15 protein-coding genes and 2 riboswitches are annotated in these 19,291 nt (G+C 74.2%); of the genes, 8 read left to right on the top strand and 7 right to left on the bottom strand.

The window, feature by feature from the left end; genetic code table 11:
• Positions 1–412: 412 nt before the first annotated feature.
• On the top strand, positions 413–1,828 hold the full coding sequence (locus tag MID12_RS30550; RefSeq protein ID WP_263172331.1) for a short-chain fatty acyl-CoA regulator family protein: 1,416 nt from the start codon (positions 413–415) through the stop codon (positions 1,826–1,828).
• Between the two features lie 147 nt (positions 1,829–1,975).
• Here the strand turns inward: MID12_RS30550 and MID12_RS30545 are convergent, their stop codons facing one another.
• From MID12_RS30545 to MID12_RS30525, 5 genes are all read right to left on the bottom strand, one after another.
• Positions 1,976–2,887, bottom strand: coding sequence for an ECF transporter S component (locus MID12_RS30545; RefSeq protein ID WP_411577086.1), 912 nt, complete (start codon positions 2,885–2,887; stop codon positions 1,976–1,978).
• 164 nt (positions 2,888–3,051) lie between these two features.
• Positions 3,052–4,671, bottom strand: a complete 1,620-nt coding sequence (locus tag MID12_RS30540) for an ABC transporter ATP-binding protein (protein WP_263172328.1) — start codon at positions 4,669–4,671, stop codon at positions 3,052–3,054.
• On the bottom strand, positions 4,668–5,852 hold the full coding sequence (locus tag MID12_RS30535; protein ID WP_263172327.1) for a CbiQ family ECF transporter T component: 1,185 nt from the start codon (positions 5,850–5,852) through the stop codon (positions 4,668–4,670). Before MID12_RS30535 ends, MID12_RS30540 begins: the two co-directional genes overlap by 4 nt.
• A 15-nt stretch (positions 5,853–5,867) precedes the next feature.
• Positions 5,868–6,875 carry a hypothetical protein gene (locus tag MID12_RS30530; protein WP_263172326.1) on the bottom strand — a complete coding sequence of 336 codons (1,008 nt, stop codon included), beginning with the start codon at positions 6,873–6,875 and terminating at the stop codon, positions 5,868–5,870.
• Positions 6,872–8,374, bottom strand: coding sequence for a hypothetical protein (locus MID12_RS30525; RefSeq protein WP_263172325.1), 1,503 nt, complete (start codon positions 8,372–8,374; stop codon positions 6,872–6,874). The genes MID12_RS30530 and MID12_RS30525 overlap by 4 nt, the downstream gene beginning before the upstream one ends.
• Positions 8,375–8,517: 143 nt before the next feature.
• Positions 8,518–8,672, bottom strand: a riboswitch (cobalamin riboswitch).
• Between the two features lie 194 nt (positions 8,673–8,866).
• Positions 8,867–8,979: riboswitch (cobalamin riboswitch) on the top strand.
• A 337-nt stretch (positions 8,980–9,316) separates the two neighbouring features.
• On the opposite strand from MID12_RS30525, the gene MID12_RS30520 reads away from it, so the two are divergent.
• The 3 genes from MID12_RS30520 (at position 9,317) to MID12_RS30510 (ending at position 12,485) form a co-directional block, all read left to right on the top strand.
• Positions 9,317–10,723: a peptidase gene (locus tag MID12_RS30520; protein WP_263172323.1), complete on the top strand. Its 1,407-nt coding sequence runs from the start codon at positions 9,317–9,319 to the stop codon at positions 10,721–10,723.
• Positions 10,724–10,980: 257 nt separating this feature from the next.
• Positions 10,981–11,469: a DUF4430 domain-containing protein gene (locus MID12_RS30515; RefSeq protein WP_263172321.1), complete on the top strand. Its 489-nt coding sequence runs from the start codon at positions 10,981–10,983 to the stop codon at positions 11,467–11,469.
• Positions 11,470–11,633: 164 nt separating this feature from the next.
• Positions 11,634–12,485, top strand: coding sequence for a polysaccharide lyase (locus tag MID12_RS30510; RefSeq protein WP_263172319.1), 852 nt, complete (start codon positions 11,634–11,636; stop codon positions 12,483–12,485).
• A gap of 38 nt (positions 12,486–12,523) precedes the next feature.
• Here MID12_RS30510 and MID12_RS30505 read toward each other — a convergent pair whose 3' ends face one another.
• Both MID12_RS30505 and MID12_RS30500 read right to left on the bottom strand, forming a co-directional pair.
• On the bottom strand, positions 12,524–13,303 hold the full coding sequence (locus tag MID12_RS30505) for a uracil-DNA glycosylase (protein ID WP_263172317.1): 780 nt from the start codon (positions 13,301–13,303) through the stop codon (positions 12,524–12,526).
• A 119-nt stretch (positions 13,304–13,422) separates the two neighbouring features.
• Positions 13,423–15,294, bottom strand: coding sequence for a glycoside hydrolase family 15 protein (locus tag MID12_RS30500; RefSeq protein WP_263172314.1), 1,872 nt, complete (start codon positions 15,292–15,294; stop codon positions 13,423–13,425).
• Positions 15,295–15,495: 201 nt separating this feature from the next.
• On the opposite strand from MID12_RS30500, the gene MID12_RS30495 reads away from it, so the two are divergent.
• The 4 genes from MID12_RS30495 to MID12_RS30480 all read left to right on the top strand — a co-directional run bounded on the left by MID12_RS30495 (position 15,496) and on the right by MID12_RS30480 (position 19,224).
• The gene (locus MID12_RS30495; RefSeq protein ID WP_263172312.1) at positions 15,496–15,960 is read left to right on the top strand and encodes a PPOX class F420-dependent oxidoreductase; all 465 of its coding nucleotides are present in this window, start codon (positions 15,496–15,498) and stop codon (positions 15,958–15,960) included.
• Positions 15,961–16,023: 63 nt separating this feature from the next.
• Positions 16,024–17,388: a mycothione reductase gene (locus tag MID12_RS30490; protein ID WP_263172311.1), complete on the top strand. Its 1,365-nt coding sequence runs from the start codon at positions 16,024–16,026 to the stop codon at positions 17,386–17,388.
• A 376-nt stretch (positions 17,389–17,764) separates the two neighbouring features.
• The gene (locus MID12_RS30485) at positions 17,765–18,973 is read left to right on the top strand and encodes a cytochrome P450 (RefSeq protein WP_040255309.1); all 1,209 of its coding nucleotides are present in this window, start codon (positions 17,765–17,767) and stop codon (positions 18,971–18,973) included.
• Complete coding sequence (locus tag MID12_RS30480) at positions 18,970–19,224, top strand: ferredoxin (protein ID WP_397915482.1); 255 nt, start codon at positions 18,970–18,972, stop codon at positions 19,222–19,224. The genes MID12_RS30485 and MID12_RS30480 overlap by 4 nt, the downstream gene beginning before the upstream one ends.
• Positions 19,225–19,291: the final 67 nt, after the last annotated feature.

The following is a 19,291-nucleotide window of genomic DNA, read 5'->3' as shown; positions in this document are numbered from 1 at the left end:
CGATGCCGTGCCGACCGGGATCCCGGGCGGGACCTCTTCTCCGGTAGGGGCGGGCCGCCGGACGCCACGCGCGATCAACGGTGAGCAATGCTGCGCGGACTTCCGTACGGAACAGCCGGTGTCTCCGACGTCAGGGCAGGAATCGCGCCCGGTGTCCCGCTTCGGCCGCCCGGTGTCCGGCGGCCCGCTGCCAGAACTCTGACATTGGCACTGAGTGCCATCAAGCAGGGACGGATGCCAAGTTCTGCCAGTCTTCCGGCGCCGCTTTGCCAAGATTGCGAACGACCGGGGGCGGCCGGTGGCGCGTAGGGTGCTGCCCATGCCGCCCGCGGCCGCACCCGCCGCGCCCGCGGTGTCCGTACGGGCGGCGGACCGCTCGTACGCGAGGAGCCGTCAGCGCCAGGAGAGAGCTGTGAGCAAGACCTATGCCGGGCCCCGGCTGCGCAGGCTGCGCGAGGAGCGGCGGCTGACCCAGGCCGAGCTGGCGCGCATGCTGGCGATCTCGCCCAGCTACCTGAACCAGATGGAGCACGACTCGCGTCCGCTGACCGTGCCGGTGCTGCTGCGCCTGACCGAGGTCTTCGGCGTCGACCCGGGCTTCTTCTCCGAGCGCGACACCAGCAGGCTGGTGGCCGATCTGCGCGACGCGCTGGCGGCGGAGGTGTCCGCGGCCCGGGTCTCCGCCTCCGACCTCGCCGACCTCGCCTCCCGGCTGCCCGCCGTCGCCGCCGTCCTCGTCGACCTGGGGCGGCGCAACCAGAGCCTGGCGGAGCAGCTCTCCGACGGCGCCGAGGGCCGCCGGGACCCGGCCCTGCAGCCGCGGTCCCCGCACGAGGAGATCCGCGAGTTCTTCTACCGGCGCCAGAACTACCTCCACGAGACGGATCTCGCCGCCGAGGAGCTGGCCCGGGAGATCGGCATCCGCCGCGGCGAGGTGGTGCGGGTGCTCGCCGACCGGCTGGCCGAGCGGCACGGGGTGCACCTGGCCGCCGACTCCGACCGGCTGCACCACTACGACGCGGCGAGCCGGGTCCTGCACCTGTCCAGCCGCCTGCGGCCCGGGCAGCGCGCCTTCCGGATGGCCACCCAGCTGGCGCTCCTGGAGTACGGCGAGGAGCTGTCGCGGCTCGCCTCCGAGGACTTCGAGGAGGGCTCGACCGCCTGGCCGCTGGCGCGGATCGGCATCGCCAACTACTTCGCCGCCGCGGTGATCCTGCCGTACGCCCGCTTCCACCGCGCCGCCGAGGAGTGCCGCTACGACGTGGAGCGGCTCACCGACGACTTCGGCCTCGGCTACGAGACGGTCTGCCACCGGCTGAGCACCCTGCAGCGGCCCCGGCTGCGCGGGGTGCCCTTCTCCTTCGTCCGGGTGGACCGCGCGGGCAACCTCTCCAAGCGCCAGTCCGCCACCGACTTCCACTTCTCCCGGGCGGGCGGCACCTGCCCGCTCTGGAACGTCTACGAGGCCTTCGCGGCACCCGGGCGCATCCACGTCCAGGTGGCCTCGATGCCCGACGGCCAGCGCTATCTGTGGACCGCGCGGGCGGTCACCCGGCACCGCGGCGGCTGGGGCGAGCCGCGCAAGACCTTCGCGATCGGCCTCGGCTGCGAGATCCGGCACGCCTCGCGGCTGGTCTACTCCGACGGCCTCGACCTCGACAACGCCGCCGCGGCCACCCCCATCGGCATGGGCTGCCGCATCTGCGAACGCCTGGACTGCCCGCAGCGCGCGGTCCCGCCCCTGGACCGCCGCCTGGCCGTCGACGAGAACAGCAGCACCTTCGTGCCGTATCCGGTCCAGGAGCAGGCATCCGGGCCGGAGAGCTGACCTCCGCGGGCGGATCCGGAGGGCCCCGGACCGACACACCTCACTGGGCTGCTGACGTGCCGTCACATCTCTTACCGGACAGCGGAGATGAGACCTGAACGGCCGCTGCCGATTCCGAACATTCCCGAGTGAACGCCCCCAGGGCCGCTACCGCTTCGCCGCGGCGCTGAAGGTGACCGGCGCGTCGAAGGCCGCCCGGCGGGAGGCGCGGCGCAGGACGGCGAGCACGGCGGGGCCGGTGAGCAGGATGGCGATCAGATTGGTGAGGGCGCGGCCGGTGTCCCAGCCGAAGGTGGAGGTGGTGAGGGTGAAGATCAGGAAGGTGTGCAGATTCTCCGGGACCGAGGCACCGGGGTCGAAGGAGAGCTGGGTGTCGATCCCGGCGGTGAAGGGCCAGAACCACATGTTCATGATGAAGCCGAAGAAGTACGCGGCGAACACCCCGTAGGCGGCGAGCATCGCGATCTCCGCCCGCCCGGTGACGCGGCGCGGCAGCAGCCCCGCGCCCAGGCCGATCCACGCCGAGGACACCATCTGGAAGGGCAGCCAGGGCCCGACCCCGGCGGTGAGCAGCGCCGAGGCGAAGAGCGAGACCGCGCCGAGCACGAAGCCGAAGCCCGGCCCGAAGACGCGTCCGGCGAGCACGAGCAGGAAGAACACGGTCTCGATGCCCGCGGTGCCGGCGCCCAGCGGCCGCAGACCGGCGTTGACCGCGGAGAGCACCCCGAGCAGCGCGAGCACCTTGGGGTCGATGCCGCCGGAGGACATCTCGGCGAGCACCACGGCGAGCAGGACCGGCATCGCCACGATGAAGAGCAGCGGCGCCTCCGTGGAGTGCGCCATGGCCGCGGGCTGCGGCGGCGCGAACAACGGCCAGAAGAACATGGCCAGTCCGGCGAGGCTCGCGAGCAGCAGCACCAGCCAGGTCCGCGGCCGGATACGGATCACCGAGCGGCGCAGGGCGGGGGCGGGCCCGGCTTCCCTTCCGGTACGGGAACCTCCCGCACCTTCCGCGGTACGGGACTTGCTCGTGCCCTCTCCGGTACGGGACTCGCTCATGCCGTCGATGACAGGGGACTTGCCCGCACTCTCGGCAGCAGGGGACTTGCCCGCACCCCCGGCGGCAGGGGACTCGCCCGCACCCCCGGCGGCAGGGGACTTCCCCGCACCCCCGACGGCAGGAGGCTCGCCCGCGCCCTCGGGCTCCGGCTTCAGCAGGTCGGTCATGCCGGGACCCCCTCCTCCTCCGCCAGGGCCCCGGCGATCTGCTCCACCGTGAGCCACTCCTGCGGGGCCAGCACCTTGGCGATCTGCGGGGCGAAGGCGGGCGAGGAGACGACGACCCGGGCGGTGGGGCCGTCCGCGACGATCTCGCCCTCGGCCATCACCGCCACCCGGTCCGCCGCCCCGGCCACGAACTCCACGTCATGGGTGGCCACCACCACCGCGGACCCCTGCGCCGCCAACTCCCGTACCACTTCGGTGAACCGGGCCTTGGCGTGGTAGTCGAGGCCGCGGGTCGGCTCGTCGAGCAGGACGACTCCGGGCGCCGAGGACAGCTGTACGGCGAGGACCAGGGCGAGCTTCTGGCCCTCGGAGAGGTCGCGGGGGTGGCGCCCGCCCGGGATGCCGTGCGCGAGGGAGTCGAGCAGGGCGCGGCAGGTGCCCTCGGGGGTGCCGGACTCGGTGTCGCTCTGCGCGCACTCGGCGTCCACGGTCTCCAGGTAGAGCAGATCGCTCGCGGTCTGCGGGACGAGGCCCACCAGGGCGCGGGCGCGGCGGGCCGGGACCTTGCCGGGGTCGGTGCCGGAGACGTCGACGGTGCCGGACCTGCGCGGCCCGGAACCCTGAAGTGCCCACAGCAGAGAGGACTTTCCGGAGCCGTTGCGGCCCATCAGGGCCAGCACCTCGCCGCGGTGCAGATCGAGGTCGACCTGGGAGACCGCGACCGTGGCGCCGTAGGTGACGGTCAGGCGCCGCGCGGCCAGGCCCACCGCGCCGCCGCCCGGGGCGCTCGCGGGCGGGGCGTGTCCGGCCAGGCGCTCCCGCAGTTCCCCGGCCCTGCGGCGGGCGTCGCGCACCGAGAGCGGCAGCGGCTGCCAGCCCGCGAGCCGCCCGAGGCGCACCACCGGCGGGGCCACATCGCTGTCGGTGAGCAGTGCGGCGGGCGCCCCGTCGCGTACGGTGCCGTCGCCGGGCAGGTGCAGCAGCCGGTCCGCGTACTGCACCACCCGCTCCACGCGGTGCTCGGCCACCAGGACCGTCGTACCGAGGTCGTGGACCAGGCGGATGATCGCGGCGAGTACGTCCTCGGCGGCGGTGGGGTCGAGGGCGGAGGTCGGTTCGTCCAGGACGAGGACCTTGGGGTGGGCGGTGAGCACCGAGCCGAGGGCGACGCGCTGCTGCTGGCCGCCGGAGAGGGTGCTGAGGGCGCGGCGGCGCAGCTCCGCGATGCCGAGCAGGTCGAGCGTCTCCTCGACGCGTTTGCGCATCGCCTCCGAGGCGAGGCCCAACTGCTCCATTCCGTAGGCGAGTTCGTCCTCGACGGTGTCGGTCACGAAACCGGCGAGCGGGTCCTGTCCGACGACGCCGACCAGGTGGGCGAACTCCTGCGGCGGGAAGTGGGCGGTGTCCTGCCCGGCCACGGCGACCCGGCCGCGCAGATGCCCGCCGGTGAAGCGGGGCACCAGTCCGTTGACGGCGCCGAGCAGGGTGGACTTGCCGACGCCGGTGCGCCCGGTGACCAGGACGAGTTCCCCCTCGCCGAGGTCGAGGTCCACCTCGCGCAGCGCGGGCTCGGCCGCCCCCGGGTAGGTGAAGGTCACCTGCTCGAACTGGATCATGCGGCCGGCTCCTTCGTGATGGCGGTGCGCCCGTGCTCCCCGGCGCCGGTACGGGTTGAGGTCGACTCCTCTTCGTACGCGCCCTGTTCGAGCACCGGCGGCGGGGCGAGCCAGGCGGGCAGCGCGCCGAGCAGGATGCCGAGCGCGGGCAGCGTCCCGATCTCGGGCCAGGTGAGCGGGGTGAGGGAGGGGTAGAGATCGGCCGCGTCGACCTTGGTGGTGAGGTACAGCAGGGTGGCCGCGCTCAGCCCGGAGAGGACGACGGCCGCCTCGCCGGGGCGCCAGCGGTCCGGCCGGTAGCGGGTGCGCCGCAGCCTGCGGCCGCCGATCAGGAAGCCGGTGGTGGCGACGGCGAGCCCGGCGAGCAGCATCGGGGCGCCCAGGTAGCGCGGGGTGGAGGCGTCCATCACTCCGTACAGGCCCGCGCAGACGCCGAGGAGTCCGGTGAGGACGAGGAAGCCGGTGAGCAGCCGGGTGCGGGGCGAGATCCGGCCGGTGCGCCCGTAGCCGTGCGAGGCCATCGCGGCGGCGAGGGCGAGAGAGCGGTTCACCGCGTCCTCCAGGACCGGGATGAGGATGCCGCGCAGGGCGCGGGCACCCGTCTGGCCGCCCGCGCGCAGCCTGCGGGCCCGCCGCACCCGCTGCACGCTCTCGACCAGCTGCGGGGCGACGGAGAGCGCGACGACCACGGCGGTGCCGATCTCGTAGAGCGCGCCCGGCAGGGCCTTGAGCATGCGCTTGGGGTTGGCGAGGGCGTTGGCGGCGCCGACGCAGACCAGCATGGTGGCCAGGCGCAGTCCGTCGTAGGCGCCGCCGAGCAGTTGCTCCGCGGCGACCGGCCCGAACAGGCGGATACCCGCGGCCCATTCGGGCAGCGGGATCTGCGGCAGCGTGAAGAGGACGATCGAGCCCTGGCCGCCGCCGAAGACGATCCGGAAGGCCACCCGCAGGGTGACGACGAACGCGCCGAGGAGCAGGTACATCCGGAAGGCGAGCGCCCAGGGGGCGTCGCTGCGCCGCCGCACCACCACATAGCCGCAGACCGCGAGGATCATGATCAGCAGCAGCGGGTTGGTGGTGCGGCTGGCGCAGGAGGCCATGGCGAGCGCCCACAGCCACCACGCACCGGGGTGGACGGTGCGTGGCAGCGGCCGCAGGAGCGGGTCGAGCCGAGACGTCATCGGTGGCCAGGCGCCCTAGGAGGAAGGACCGGAGCGGGCGGCCCGGCGGCGCCAGGCGGTGGCACCGGCGCCCGCGGCGAGCACGGTCACCGCGGCGATGCCGACGACGGTGCTGGTCGGCACCCCGTCCCCGCCGCTCGCCGCGGTGGGTTCGAGCCCGTCCTCGCCCTCGCCGGTCCAGGCGGCCGCCTCGCTGGGCTCGTCCTCGGTGCCCGGCAGGGGTGCGTCGGAGGCGGAGTGCGAGGGGCCGGCGGAGGCCTTGCCCTTCTTCTCCTCCTTCCCGCCCTTGTCCTTCCCGCCCTCGGTGTCCGCGGACTTCCCGGCGCCGGGCCCGGTGGCCGGGACCTTGGTGCCGCCGCCCGAACTGCCCGCGCCCGCACCGCCGTTGCCTACCTGGCCACCGGTGCCCTGGCCCGGGCCGGAGCCCCCCGAGGAGCCGGAGCCGCCCGTACTCCCCCCGGAGGAGCCGCCCGAGGAGCCGCCCGAGGCCGGGCGGGAGGGGGCGACCCGCGGCGGCGGGTTGGTGGTGGAGGTCTTGTCCTTGGAGAAGGACCAGCCCTCGAAACTGCCCGGCGGGGGCTTGTGGTTCATCACGCCCCACTGGCTGTACGTCCAGTTGCCGCCGTTGGGCGCGTGCCAGTACGACCAGTAGGCGGAGGCGGGCGGGGTGTCGATGCAGGGTTCGCTCTCGGGTCCGGGCTTGCCCTCGATGCGGCAGATGAAGCCCTCGCCCCAGCGGTTCGTCCCGGCGATCTGGAAACCGGCGTTCTTCAGCGCGGCGAGGCCCGTGGCCTGGTCGCCCGGGGCGCACCGGACGATGGTGGTGCCGCCGAGTTCCTGGAAGTCGACGATGACGGTGACCCCGTCGGCGTTCGGGCAGAAACCGGCGGTGCCCTTGCCGGTGTCGACCGCCGCGGCCTCGGGGGCGGTGGCCAGGTCGGCGGCGAGCCCGAGTCCGGCGGAGGCGGCGACCAGGGTCAGGGAGAGCGTGGCCGCGCGCAGCCCGCGCAGGTATCGCCTCATGAGGTGCGGCCCTTCCGGTGGGTGGCGGCGAAGCGGTGGGTGGCGTATCCGGCCACCAGGAGGGCTCCGGCGGCCCCCGCCCAGGGCAGGACGTCGGCGCCGGTGGCGGCCAGTGAGCCGCCGGGGCCGGAGGCGACGTCCGGCGTGTTGCCGCCGGTTCCGCCGGAGGCCGGGCCGCCCGCGGGCGCGGAGTCGCTCGGGCCCGGACCGGGCGTACTGGAGGGGTCGGCGGAGACGCCGGGGCCGGGCGAGGTGCCCGGGTCGGGGCTGGTGCTCGGGTCCGGGGTGCGGGTGGGGTCGGGGGTGGTGCTCGGGTCGGGGTCCTCGCTGGGGCCCGGGCCCGGATCGGGGTCGGTGGTGCCGATCCTGCCGAGCGGGACCTGGGCGAGGCCGAGCAGGGCCTGCGGGGTGGCGCGGCGCCACTGGTCGCGCTGGAACTCCTCGATGCCCTCGTCCTGGGCGGACTTGAGGGATGCGTCGTTGTAGGCGACGGCCCCGGCCTCGGCGGCGGCCTTGCCGCCATCGGCCTGGGTGAGCTGGTGCTTCACCAGCCAGCCCGCGGCCTTGCCGGCGGCCTCCTCGCGGCCCGTGGCGGCCAGCGCCTGCCCGGCGAGCCCGGTGCTGTTGGAGTTGGCGGCGGCCGTGGGGCCCGAGCCGCCGAGCGCGCCGTCGGCCGCCTGCTGCTCCTCCAGCCAGTCGGCGCCCTTCTCGGCCCCGGCCTGCGCGCCCTCGGCACCGGCCTCGGCCGCGGCGAGCAGCGCCTGGACGGCCATCGCGGTGGAGTCCGGGTCGAGGACGGCGTCGGCGCCCTGGGCGTCGCAGTCGCCGGTGACCTTGCCGCCGCCGAAGGCGTACGGGAAGAGCCGGAAGCCGCCCGAGGCGCACTGCTGGTCGAGGAGGAAATCGACGGTGTTCTGCGGGACTTCGCCGCTGCGGGCGAGTCCGAGAACGGCCAGCGACTGGCCGAAGGTGTTGCTGTTGTCCGTGGCGGGGGCGGTGACCTTGTCCTTGACCCGCCCGTTCTCCAGGCCCGCTTCGGGCCCCGCGATCAGGTCGAGGGTCTCCTGCCGCAGGTCGTACTCGCCGAACTTCGCGGGGTCGGAGTCGGTGATGACCGCGGCGTACAGGAGTTTGGCGGTGGCTCCCGCGATGCGCTGGCCCTTGGGTCCCCAGGCGTCGGCGCTGTTGTAGTCGCGGACGTGGGTCTTGAGGGTGGCGGTGATCTTCGCGGCGTCCGCGGGGGCGGCGCCGGTGGCCTCGAGGCCGATCAGGGTGTCGATGGACAGGCCCCAGTCCGGGGTGCCCGACATGCCGGGTACGGCGCCGTCCGCGGTGAGTTCGCCCGCTCCCCAGCGGGCGGCGGCCACCGCGGCCTCGGCGGGTGTCGCCGCCTTGCCGTCCGCGGAGGCGGTGGGTACGAAGAGCGGTATCGAGACGGCGAGTGCGGCGCCTGCCCCGACGGCGGCGGCCGTCCTGGCGCCGGGTCCGACCCCGACCATGAGGTTCCCCCTTGGGAAATGGCCGGCAGCCAGGGCACCGATCCGCGAAAAGACCCCTGACGCGCATTCGGTGCGAAGTGCGAATGCGGCAGGGGCCCGAGGATCTTGAGACCGGGCTCCACGCTGCGGACCGTGACAGTGAGAAGCGATACGCGCAGCACGCCGGGCGTTCCGGCTCACGCGAGGCAGCGGCCTCGCGCTCACGGTTGCAGGTCAGCGCCGGATTCCCACCGGCTTTCCCCAGTCGTGCACGCATTCAGTTGTGGGTCCGCCCAGAGGCGAACTCTTCGGAGAATACGCACCCTTGCACCCCCGCGCCAGCCCGCCGGGTGTGATCTGCGCGGCCGCCCGCGGGGCCGTCCGCCCCGCCGCGGACCGTGTCCGGCGTCACAATTCCTTCACCGCGTCTGGCCAACTCCCTTTCCCGGGCCTACTGTTCCCCTGCCCTCGGTCGATTCCGGGGCCGACAACTTCATGCGTACGCGACGGGGAAAGCCGGTGGGATTCCGGCGCTGACCTGCAACCGTGAGCGGCCTGGGGCCTTTCTTTCAGATCGGGCTGGATCAGGGAGCGCGGGCTGGTGCGTGCAGCTGCGAGGCGGAGGAGGGCGTCGACGCGGAGCGATTGGGGCCTCCCCTGCTCGAACGCAGTTGAGAGCTTGGGGACAACCGACGACAACGCCGCAGATGTGCGTGCCGGCCCCCGCGAGCCCAGCCTGATCTGAAGGAAAGGCCCTGACGCCGCGAGCCGGGCTGCCCGTCGTGCTGCGTGCACTGCTTCTCACTGTCATGGTCTGCAGCGTGGAGCCACGAGCCGCCCCGGCTCGCCGGCCCCTGCCGCCGCGTTCACCGACGCGCGCCAGGGGTTCGCCAGTTCGGGTGCGTGCGCGGCGGATCCCGGGGCGGGCCCGGCTCTTCTGACACCGCCAAGGAGTCCGCCGCGATGCCGTTTCCGAGCAGAGCCCTTCTCGCCGTCGTGGTGCCCGCGGCCGCGCTCTGCGCCGCACTGCTGCCGGGCGGCGCCCAGGCAAGGACCGGCGCGCCCGCCCTCCCGTCGCCCGAGAAGGCCGCCGCGACCTGGACGGCCTCCCGGCTCACCGAGGGCACCCACGCCTCCGGCGACCAGGGGCTCACGGCCGACATCGTGATGGCGCTCGCCGCCACCGGCACCGGCGGCGCGACGGCGGAGAAGGCCACCGACTGGCTGGCCGCGCACGCCGCCGACTACATCGACCGCGGCACCCCGGGCCGGGTCTTCGCGGGCGGCACCGCCAAGCTCGCGCTGGTCGCCGCGATCGAGCACCGCGACCCGGCCGACTTCGGCGGCATCGACCTGACCGCGACCCTGCTGGGACGGATGCAGGACAGCGGCCGGTTCACCGACGACCTGCCGAACGGCGACGGCTCCAACCAGTTCACCCAGTCCCTCGCGGTCCTCGCCCTCCAGCGCACCGGCGACCTCCCCGCGAAGGCCGCCGACTTCCTCGCCGCCTCCCGCTGCGCCGACGGCGGCTACCCGCTCTTCTTCAAGTCCGATCCGGCCCAGTGCACTTCGCACACCGACAGCACCGGACTCGCCGTCCAGGCCCTGCTCGGCGCGGGCCGCACCGCGGACGCCGAGGCGGGGCTCGACTGGCTGGAGAAGCAGCAGCTCCCGGACGGCAGCTTCCGCGACAACGGCTTCGGCACCCCGCCGGGCAACACCAACTCCACCGCCCTGGACGTCCAGGCGCTGGCGGCGGGCAAGCGGACCGCGGCCGCCGCCGAGGGCACCGCCTGGCTGACGTCCCGTCAGCTCGGTTGCAGGGCACCGGCCGCCGACCGGGGCGCGGTGGGCTACGCCGAACCCGTGGTGGACGGCACCACCCTGCGCGCCACCGCCCAGGCGGTCCCCGCCCTCGCGGGCAAGCCCCTGGCCCAGATCGACGGCAAGGACTCCGCCTCCGCCCTGGAACCCATCGACTGCGCTCCCGGCGACGGCAGCACGGGCGGCAGCGGCGGTACGTCGGGCGGCGACACCGGCGGTACGTCCGGGGGCGGCACCGGGGGCTCGGCGGGCGGCGACTCCGGCGGGGACGGCGGCACCGGCTCCGGCGGCAGCGGCGGTGGCAGCGGCAACAGCGGTGGAACCGGCGGCAGTTCGTCCTCGGGCTCGCCCTCCGGGACACCGGCCCCGGGCACCGTCGGCGGGGGTGCGGTCACCTCCGGCGGCACGGGCGGCTCGGCGACGGGCGGCGGCCTGGCGGCGACCGGCTCGGCCGCGCTGCCGTACGCCGCGGGCTCCCTCGCCCTGCTGACCGCGGGCGCCGCGGCGGTGGCCCTCACCCGCCGGGGCCGCAGGAGCCACTGAGCAGCACGGCTACCACCGCCTACGGCACCGCCACCGCGCTCACCGGGCCAGCGGCACCGACACCGGCACCAGCAGCACGCGCGGTGGGCGGCCCATGCCCAGGGCCGCCCACCGGCGGAACCCAACTCCCCTCCCCCACACGCCCCTTGGCCTTCCCTGCCCGCAACTCCCCACCTCCGCAACCCGCGAACCCGCAAGTCCGGGAATCCGCGAACCCGCGAACTCCCCTCCCACGAATCCCACGAAAGCAGGTCACCATGTCCGCTGCCCTCCTCAGACGTGCCGCCGTCCTCACCGCCGCGCTCGGACTCGCGCTGACGGCCGTCCCCGCGGCCCGCTCCGCCGAGGCGCCGCTCGCGGTCAAGGCCCCCGTCACGGTGACCCTGACGGTCACCGGTCCGGACAGCACGGTCTTCGACGGCACGGTCTCCACGACCGGCCACGACGTCACCACCGCCTCCGGCGGCACCCACCCGTGCGACGGCACCAACAACGGCGCCAACCCGAGCGCGGGCCCGACCCCGACGGCCGCCCTCGACGACGCCGCCGCGCAGGCCGGCTTCACCTGGGACGGCGAGTGGTACGCCTCCTTCGAGGACTACTTCGTCTCCACCATCGACGGTGCCACCGGGGGCCAGGAGGCGTACTGGAACATCGCGGTCAACGGCACGGCCACCCCGGTCGGCGGCTGCCAGTTCCGGATCGAGGCGGGGGACGAGGTCGCCTTCACCTGGACCGCGCTCTGAGCCGTACGAGACGGGTCCGGTGACCGTATAGACGGTGATCACGGGCATTGTCGGCACCCGTCGGACACCCTGTCCGGCGGGTGTCCGGCGATGCTGCCCGCGCTCTCGACATCGGCCGCCGCTCCTCCCATACTCGTGCGCCGTATCCGAGCGACGGAGGCGTGATGACCGACCCTTCCCACCCGGTGACCGGCCGCCGGGCACTGCTGCGCGGTGCGACCGCCTCGGTGGCCGCACTCGGCCTCGGCGCACTGGGCACCGGAACCGCCCGCGCGCGGACGCCGGGACCGAACGCCCGCCGTGGCGCCGCCCGTTCGGGCGCCGCGGCCGAACTCCTGTGGGCCGCGGACTTCTCGGCCGCGGACTCCAATGCCGCGGGCTTCGGCAATGTGCAGCGCCAGTACGAGGACGGCGACATCGAGAACAGCCGGGATCCCGTACCGGTGGTGGACGCGCCCTACGGCATGGGCCGGGCGGGCGAACTGCACCTGGTCGAGGGGCAGATGCGGCTTGAGGCCGCGCCCCAGGAGGGCAGCGACCTCGCGGACGGGACCCGCCAGTTCTTCCGCTTCGACTTCGCCCTGGGCCCGGACTATCCGCTCGACCAGGACAACTCCTTCTGCCTGCTCAACCAGATCCACCACGCGGGCAACGACGGTTCGCCGCCGCTGGAGTTCGACGTGTACAGCAACCAGCTGGCGATCCGCGGCGGCTGGAACTCGCCCTCGGGGCGCACCTACGAGGAGCACATCTGCGAGGTGGTCAAGGAGCAGCGCTACTCGGTCGTCTACGGGCTGACCCTCGGCTCCGGGGAGTCCGACTCGGTCATCGACGTCTGGGTCGACGGCGAGCAGCTGCTCGCGGACTACCACCCGGCCTGCGGACTCACGTACGGCCAGGGACCCGCGTACTGGAAGGGGATGACCATGTACTGCGACCCCTCCCTGTCGCCGCTGACGGTCTACGAGAACAACATCGCGACCGGCACGACGTACGCCTCGGTGGCCGAGTTGTAGGGGCTTCGGGTGTGAACCCCCTTCTGCCGCAGGGGACTTCACCCTGAGTCGGCGGCCAACTCGCGGGCGCGGCGCAGCAGGTCGGTGAGCATGGGCGCGGTGAGGGTGCCGGTGGCCATGTTGCGGCGGCTCGGGTGGTAGCAGCCGAGCAGGTGCAGCGGCGGGAGTCCGGCGCCGCCCGCGAGCAGGGTGTGCGCCCCGTGGCCGAAGACGGGCTGCGGGCGCGGCACCTGCCGGCCGGCCGCGCGCAGCACCGGGAGCAGGGCGCGCCAGCCGAAGCCGCCGAGGCAGACGATCACTCTCAACCGGGGTGCCAGCAGGCCGAGTTCGGCGGTGAGCCAGGGCCGGCAGGTGTCGCGTTCGGCGGTGGTGGGGGCGTTCTCCGGCGGGGCGCAGTGCACCGGTGCCGTGATCCGGGTGTCCAGGAGCCGCAGCCCGTCGTCCGCCGCGCGGGAGGTGGGGCCGCTGGCGAGCCCCACCTCGTACAGGGCGCGGATCAGTACGTCTCCGGAGGGGTCGCCGGTGAACATCCGGCCGGTGCGGTTGCCGCCGTGCGCCGAGGGGGCGAGCCCGACCAGGGCGATCGAGGCGTCGGGCGGCCCGAGCCCCGGCACCGGGCGGGCCCAGTACCGTTCCGCGCGGTGGGCCGGTGGTGCCTGGCGGGCGGCCCGTTCCCGCCAGTCGACCAGGCGGGGGCAGGCGCGGCATCCGGCCACGGCGGTGTCGAGTGCGGTCAGGGTGGCGCAGCCGGGGGCGGTGCGCCCCGGGTAGGCCGCGTCCCCGGGGCCGGGCGGCGCCGGGACCGGTGCGTCGTTCATCTCCACGACGGTAGTCCGCCTCCGGCATCCGCACGACGGCGTCCGTCTCCCGGGCGGGTGCCGGAAGCCGGGCCGGGGCCGCGGCGGGGATGCCGCGGGGGCCGCCGCGCGGTCCGGTCTCAGCCCATCGCGCGGTCCAGGTTCACGGCGGCGCTGATCAGTGCCAGATGGGTGAACGCCTGGGGGAAATTGCCGAGTTGCTCCCCGGTGACGCCGATCTGCTCGGCGTACTGCCCGAGGTGGTTGGCGTAGGTGAACATCTTCTCCAGGGCGAGCCGGGCCTCCTCGACGCGCCCGGTGCGGGTGAGGGCCTCCACCCACCAGAAGGAGCAGATGGAGAAGGTGCCCTCGGTGCCGTCGAGGCCGTCCGCGGACTCGGAGGCGTCGTAGCGGAAGACCAGGGAGTCGGCGACGAGTCCCGCGCCGATCGCGTCGAGGGTGGACAGGAAGCGGGGGTCCTTCGGGGAGAGGAACTTGACCATCGGCATCACCAGCAGGGAGGCGTCCAGGATGCCGGGCGGCGGGGTGCCCTCCCCGCCGAGCCGCTGCACGAAGCTGCCCAGCTCCTCGTGCCAGCCCTCCGCCATCACCTGCCGGTAGAGCAGGTCGCGGACCGCCGTCCAGCGCGGCAGGTCGGCGGGGAGCCCGCGCTGGTGGGCCATCCGGATCATCCGCTCGACGGCGACCCAGCACATCACCCGCGAGTAGGTGTGCCGCCGGCGGCCCGCCCGGGTCTCCCAGATCGACTCGTCGGCGCCGTCCCAGTGGTCCAGGAGCCAGTCGAGCGCCGCGCACAGGTCGGACCAGGTCTCCCAGGAGATGCCCTTGCCGTACTTGTTGAACAGGTAGATGGAGTCGACGAGTTCACCGTAGATGTCCAGCTGGAGCTGGTCGGCCGCGCGGTTGCCGACGCGCACCGGGGCGGAGCCGCGGTAGCCCTCCAGATGTGTCAGCTCCTCCTCGGGCAGGTCGGCGTGGCCGTCGATGGAGTAGAGGACGCGCAGCGGGCCCAGTTCCCCGTCGCCGCCGCGCCGCAGGCAGCGCACCAGCCACTCCACGAAGGCCTCGGCCTCCTCGGTGAAGCCGAGCCGCAGCAGCGCGTAGAGGGAGAAGGCGGCGTCGCGGATCCATACGTAGCGGTAGTCCCAGTTGCGGCCGCCGCCGATCTCCTCGGGCAGGCCGAGGGTGGGCGCGGCGACGACCGCGCCGGTGGGCTCATGGGTGAGCAGCTTCAGCGTGAGGGCCGAGCGGTGCACCATCTCCCGCCAGCGGCCGGTGTAGCGGGACTGGCCGAGCCAGTCGCGCCAGAAGGCGACGGTGGCCCGGAAGAGTTCCTCGGCCCGCTCCGGCGGCAGCGGCTCGCGCGGGCAGTCCGCGCCGGGCTCGCAGGTCTCCAGGACGAAGAGCGCGCTCTCGCCCGCCCGCAGGGAGAACTCGGCCACGGCATCCGCCTCGTCCTCCTCCCGCGCGGTCAGCGGCACACTGCTGCGGACCCGGACGGTCAGCGCCGCGGAGCTGAACTCGGCGGTGTAGCCGTGCAGTTCGCGTACGTGGCGGTCGCGGCCGTAGTTCAGCCGGGGAGCGATCAGCGAGCGCATCGCCATGGTGCCGCGCACCGCGCTCACCCGGCGCACCAGGCGCTGGCGGTGCCCGGGGTCGTGGCGGCGCAGGACCGGCATGAAGTCCTGCACCTCGACGATGCCGTCCTCGGTGAGCATCCGGGTGATCAGGATGTTGGTGTCGGGGAAGTAGAACTGCTGCCGGGAGGCGACCCCGCAGACCGGGTCCATCCGCCAGCAGCCGCCCTCGCCCGCGTCGAGCAGCGAGCCGAAGAGGCTCGGGGAGTCGAAGCGGGGCGCGCAGAACCAGTCGATGCGGCCGTCGGCGGCCACCAGGGCGGCGGTGCGCAGATCGCCGATGAGTCCGTGCTCGGCGATCGGCACATAGGCCGCGTGGGCGTCCTCCCGGCCACCGGTCCGCGCCGTGCTCATGCCGCCCCCTTGCGTGGGCGGTTCCCGGCGGTCGGCTCCGGTACGCGGTCCCCGTCCGGCAGGCGGTCGCGGGCGGGCGCGTCTCGTACACACTCCATGGCGGTCATGCTCCGCCGGGTGGGCGCGGCACGGAACCCGCCTCGCCGTGGGGCGGCCCGCGCGCTCCCCCGTCCGGCAGGAGCGGGGCGTATGTTGCCCCTCATGAGTCCTTCCGCAGCGAGCAACACCCGGGTCGACCTGAACGGTCTGCTGGACTTCGTACGGCCGCGGCACCGGGCCCTGCTGATCACCCGCCGGGCCGACGGTTCCCCGCAGGCCTCGCCGCTGACCGCGGGCGTGGACGACGCCGGGCGCGTGGTGATGTCGACCTATCCCGAGCGGGCCAAGACCCGCAACGCCCGCCGTGACGCCGCGGTCAGCGTGGTCGTCCTCTCCGACGACTGGAACGGCCCCTGGGTGCAGATCGACGGCGAGGCGGAGGTCCTCGACGCGCCCGATTCGGTGGAGCCGCTCGTCGAGTACTTCCGCAACATCTCCGGTGAGCACCCGGACTGGGACGAGTACCGGGCCGCCATGCTCAAGCAGGGCAAGTCCCTCATCCGGGTCACCCCGCGCCGCTGGGGCCCGCTGGCGACCGGCGGCTTCCCGGCCCGGCTCGTCGAGTAGGGCGCGGATCCAGCGGGTACGCGGGCCGCGCATGCTCCGGGCGGAAACGGATACCTTCCGAGGATGCGCCGTCATGATCTCCTCGTCCTCGGGGCGGGCACCGGCAACGCCCTCCTCGACGACCGTTTCGCCTCGCTGGATGTCGCCCTGGTCTCCGAGGGCCCCTTCGGCGGCACCTGCCTGAACGCGGGCTGCATCCCGAGCAAGATGCTCGCGGCCACGGCGGATGTCGCCGACGCCGTCCGCGGCTCCGCCCGGCACGATGTGGACGCCCGGCTGGACGGGGTGCGCTGGCGCGCGGTCCAGGAGCGCGTCTTCGGCCGCCTCGACGCGGACTCCCGGGAGGGCGAACAGGGCCGCCGGGACTCCGAGTTCGTCACCGTGCACCGGGGCCGGGCCCGCTTCACCGGCGAGCGCCGCGTGCGGGTGGACACCGAGGACGGGCCCCTCGACCTGGCGGCGGACCGGATCGTGATCGCGGCGGGCGGGCGGCCCGTGGTCCCGCCGGTGGTCGCGGACTGCGGACTGCCGTACGAGACCTCCGACACCGTGATGCGGCTGGCGGCGCCGCCCCGCCATCTGGTGGTGCTCGGCGGCGGGTACATCGCCGCCGAACTGGCGCATGTGTTCCACGCCATGGGCAGCAGGATCACCGTGGTCGAGCAGCGGGACCGGCTCCTGGAGCAGCAGGACGAGTCGGTCGCCGAGGCCTTCACCGAGGCGGTGCGCGGGAGGTGGGACCTGCGGCTCGGCCGGGAGCTGACCGGGGTGGCGGGCTCCCCGGGCGCGCTGCGGCTGACCCTGGACGACGGCGCGGAGCTGACCGCGGACACCCTGCTGGTCGCGGTGGGGCGGCGTCCCAACAGCGACCGGCTCGCTCTCGAGAAGGCCGCCGTCGAGGTCCGCGAGGACGGGCGGATCGAGGTCGACGACCGGCTGCGCACCAGCGCCGAGGGCGTCTGGGCGCTGGGCGACATCGCGACCCCCGTACCGCTCAAGCACGTGGCCAACCGCGAGGCCGAGATCGTCGCGCACAATCTGCTGCACCCCGACGACCCGCGCACCATGAGCTACCGCGCGGTGCCCTCCGCGGTGTTCACCCGCCCGCAGATCGCCCAGGTCGGACTGACCGAGCAGGAGGCCAGGTCGCAGGGGCTCGACTACGCCGTGGGCATCCGCCGCTACGAGGACGTGGCCTACGGCTGGGCCCTCGAGGACACCACCGGCTTCTGCAAGGTGCTCGCCGACCGCGCGGACGGACGCCTGCTCGGCGCCCACCTCCTCGGGCCCCAGGCGGCCACCCTCGTCCAGCCGCTGGTGGTGGCGATGACGGCGGGCATGACGGCCCGCGCCCTCGCCGAGCAGCCGCTGTGGATCCACCCGGCGCTGACCGAGGTCGTGGAGAACGCGCTGCGCGAACTGGGGTAGCCGACGCGGGCTCCGGCGGCGGCAGCCGGGGCCGGCGGGACCGGACGCCCCCGGGCCGCCGTCGCGACTCGGCCAATTCCGTGATCCGGCGGCGGACGCCTTCCGGCGCGGGGACATCCCCTCCCCCAAGATTTACGCAGAGTGATTCCCCATGGATAGGTGGCCCGTACAAGCACAGCCCGGCAACTCCCCACCCCCGTCCGGGGAATGAGGGATTCCGCCGAGCCGCCACAGGCCAGGAGGCGCATTCGGGCCAGTCTCCCGCGCAGGCCCGAGGCACCCTTTCCGGGTCGTGGAGTGGCGCACTACCGTGACGGAAGGTTAGGTGCCTGAGGCACCTTTCCGGCTGTCCCCCACTCCACGAGGAGGCCTCCCCATGGCCGTGCCCGCACCGCAGACCCTCACCGACGTGCCGGCGCCGCGCCGCAGCGGCTGCCCCTTCGACCCGGCGCCCGCCTACGAACAGGCCCGCAGAGAGGAGCCGGTGAGCCGGATACGGCTGTGGGACGGATCCTGGTGCTGGCTCGTCACCCGGCACCAGGACGTCCGCACCGTCCTGCGCGACCAGCGTTTCAGCGCGGACTCCAGCCGACCGGGCTTCCCCTTCCTGAGCCCCGGGCGGCGGGTCCTCGGCACCGGGCGGACCAGCTTCATCCGCCAGGACGACCCCGAGCACGCCCGGCTGCGCCGGATGCTCACCGCCGACTTCATGGTCCGGCGCACCGAGGAGCTGCGCCCCCGGATCCAGGAACTCGCCGACGCGCTCCTCGACACCATGACCGCGCACGGACGCCGGGAGGCCGATCTCGTACCGGAGTTCGCCCTGCCGCTCCCCTCGGTGGTGATCTGCCTGCTGCTCGGCGTGCCCTACGCGGACCACGACTTCTTCCAGCACCTCAGCAGCGTCATGCTGCGCACCGCGTCGAGCCCGGCCGAGATCAGCGCGGCACAGGACGAACTCCAGGGCTATCTCGCCGACTTGGCCGGCCGCAGGCGCGGGCAGCCCGACGAGGGGATCCTCAGCAGGCTGGCCGCCGAGGGCGAGCTGGACGACGAGGAGATCGCCTCCGTCGGCCGGCTGCTGCTCATCGCCGGGCACGAGACCACCGCCAATATGACCGCCCTGTCGGTGCTCGCCCTGCTGCGCCACCCGGACCAGCTGGCGCGGCTGCGCGCGGGCGGTCCGCAGGAGCGGAAGGCGGCGGTCGAGGAGCTGCTGCGCTATCTGACCATCGTGCAGGACGGGGTGGTGCGGCTGGCCACCGAGGACGTCAGCCTCGGCGGCACCGGGATCGCCGCGGGCGAGGGCGTGCTGTGCATGCTCAGCAGCGCCAACCGGGACGAGGCCGCCTTCCCCGGTGAGGCGGGCCTCGACCTCGGCCGGGACGCCAGGCGGCACCTCGCCTTCGGCTTCGGCGTGCACCAGTGCCTCGGCCAGGCGCTGGCCCGGGTCGAACTCCAGGTGGCGCTCGGCACCCTGCTCTCGCGGTTGCCGGAACTGCGCCTGGCGGTGCCCTTCGAGGAGATCCGCTTCCGCGAGGACATGCTCGTCTACGGGGTGCACGCCCTGCCGGTGACCTGGTGAGGGCGGGAAGGCGTACGGCGGCGGAGGCGGCCCGGGAGGCGCGGATGCGGGTGGCGGTGGACCGGGAGAAGTGCTGCGGCGCGGGGCTGTGCGTGCTGACCGCGGGCGGGGTGTTCGACCAGGGGGAGGAGGACGGACTGGTCGTCCTGCTGGTGGCCGAACCCCCGGCGGCCGAGGCCGAGGACGTGCGCGAGGCGGCTCAGGGCTGCCCTTGCGGGGCGATCACGGTGGAGGAGACGGCGGGGCAGTGACGGTCCCCCGGGACGGGGCAGTGACGGGTGCGCCCCGGGACGCGCCAGTGGAGGGCGGGCCAGTGAA

This window comes from Streptomyces sp. SCSIO ZS0520, from assembly GCF_025643355.1.
GTDB lineage: Bacteria > Actinomycetota > Actinomycetes > Streptomycetales > Streptomycetaceae > Streptomyces > Streptomyces physcomitrii.
This window is presented reverse-complemented; position numbering and strand designations above follow the sequence as displayed.

Bases quoted from the DNA above. Each gene is read 5' to 3' on its own strand.
- MID12_RS30545 (WP_411577086.1), bottom strand. From the start codon at position 2,887: ATGAGCGAGTCCCGTACCGGAGAGGGCACGAGCAAGTCCCGTACCGCG.
- MID12_RS30540 (WP_263172328.1), bottom strand. From the start codon at position 4,671: ATGATCCAGTTCGAGCAGGTGACCTTCACCTACCCGGGGGCGGCCGAG.
- MID12_RS30535 (WP_263172327.1), bottom strand. From the start codon at position 5,852: ATGACGTCTCGGCTCGACCCGCTCCTGCGGCCGCTGCCACGCACCGTC.
- MID12_RS30530 (WP_263172326.1), bottom strand. From the start codon at position 6,875: ATGAGGCGATACCTGCGCGGGCTGCGCGCGGCCACGCTCTCCCTGACC.
- MID12_RS30525 (WP_263172325.1), bottom strand. From the start codon at position 8,374: ATGGTCGGGGTCGGACCCGGCGCCAGGACGGCCGCCGCCGTCGGGGCA.
- MID12_RS30520 (WP_263172323.1), top strand. From the start codon at position 9,317: ATGCCGTTTCCGAGCAGAGCCCTTCTCGCCGTCGTGGTGCCCGCGGCC.
- MID12_RS30515 (WP_263172321.1), top strand. From the start codon at position 10,981: ATGTCCGCTGCCCTCCTCAGACGTGCCGCCGTCCTCACCGCCGCGCTC.
- MID12_RS30510 (WP_263172319.1), top strand. From the start codon at position 11,634: ATGACCGACCCTTCCCACCCGGTGACCGGCCGCCGGGCACTGCTGCGC.
- MID12_RS30505 (WP_263172317.1), bottom strand. From the start codon at position 13,303: ATGAACGACGCACCGGTCCCGGCGCCGCCCGGCCCCGGGGACGCGGCC.
- MID12_RS30500 (WP_263172314.1), bottom strand. From the start codon at position 15,294: ATGAGCACGGCGCGGACCGGTGGCCGGGAGGACGCCCACGCGGCCTAT.
- MID12_RS30495 (WP_263172312.1), top strand. From the start codon at position 15,496: ATGAGTCCTTCCGCAGCGAGCAACACCCGGGTCGACCTGAACGGTCTG.
- MID12_RS30490 (WP_263172311.1), top strand. From the start codon at position 16,024: ATGCGCCGTCATGATCTCCTCGTCCTCGGGGCGGGCACCGGCAACGCC.
- MID12_RS30485 (WP_040255309.1), top strand. From the start codon at position 17,765: ATGGCCGTGCCCGCACCGCAGACCCTCACCGACGTGCCGGCGCCGCGC.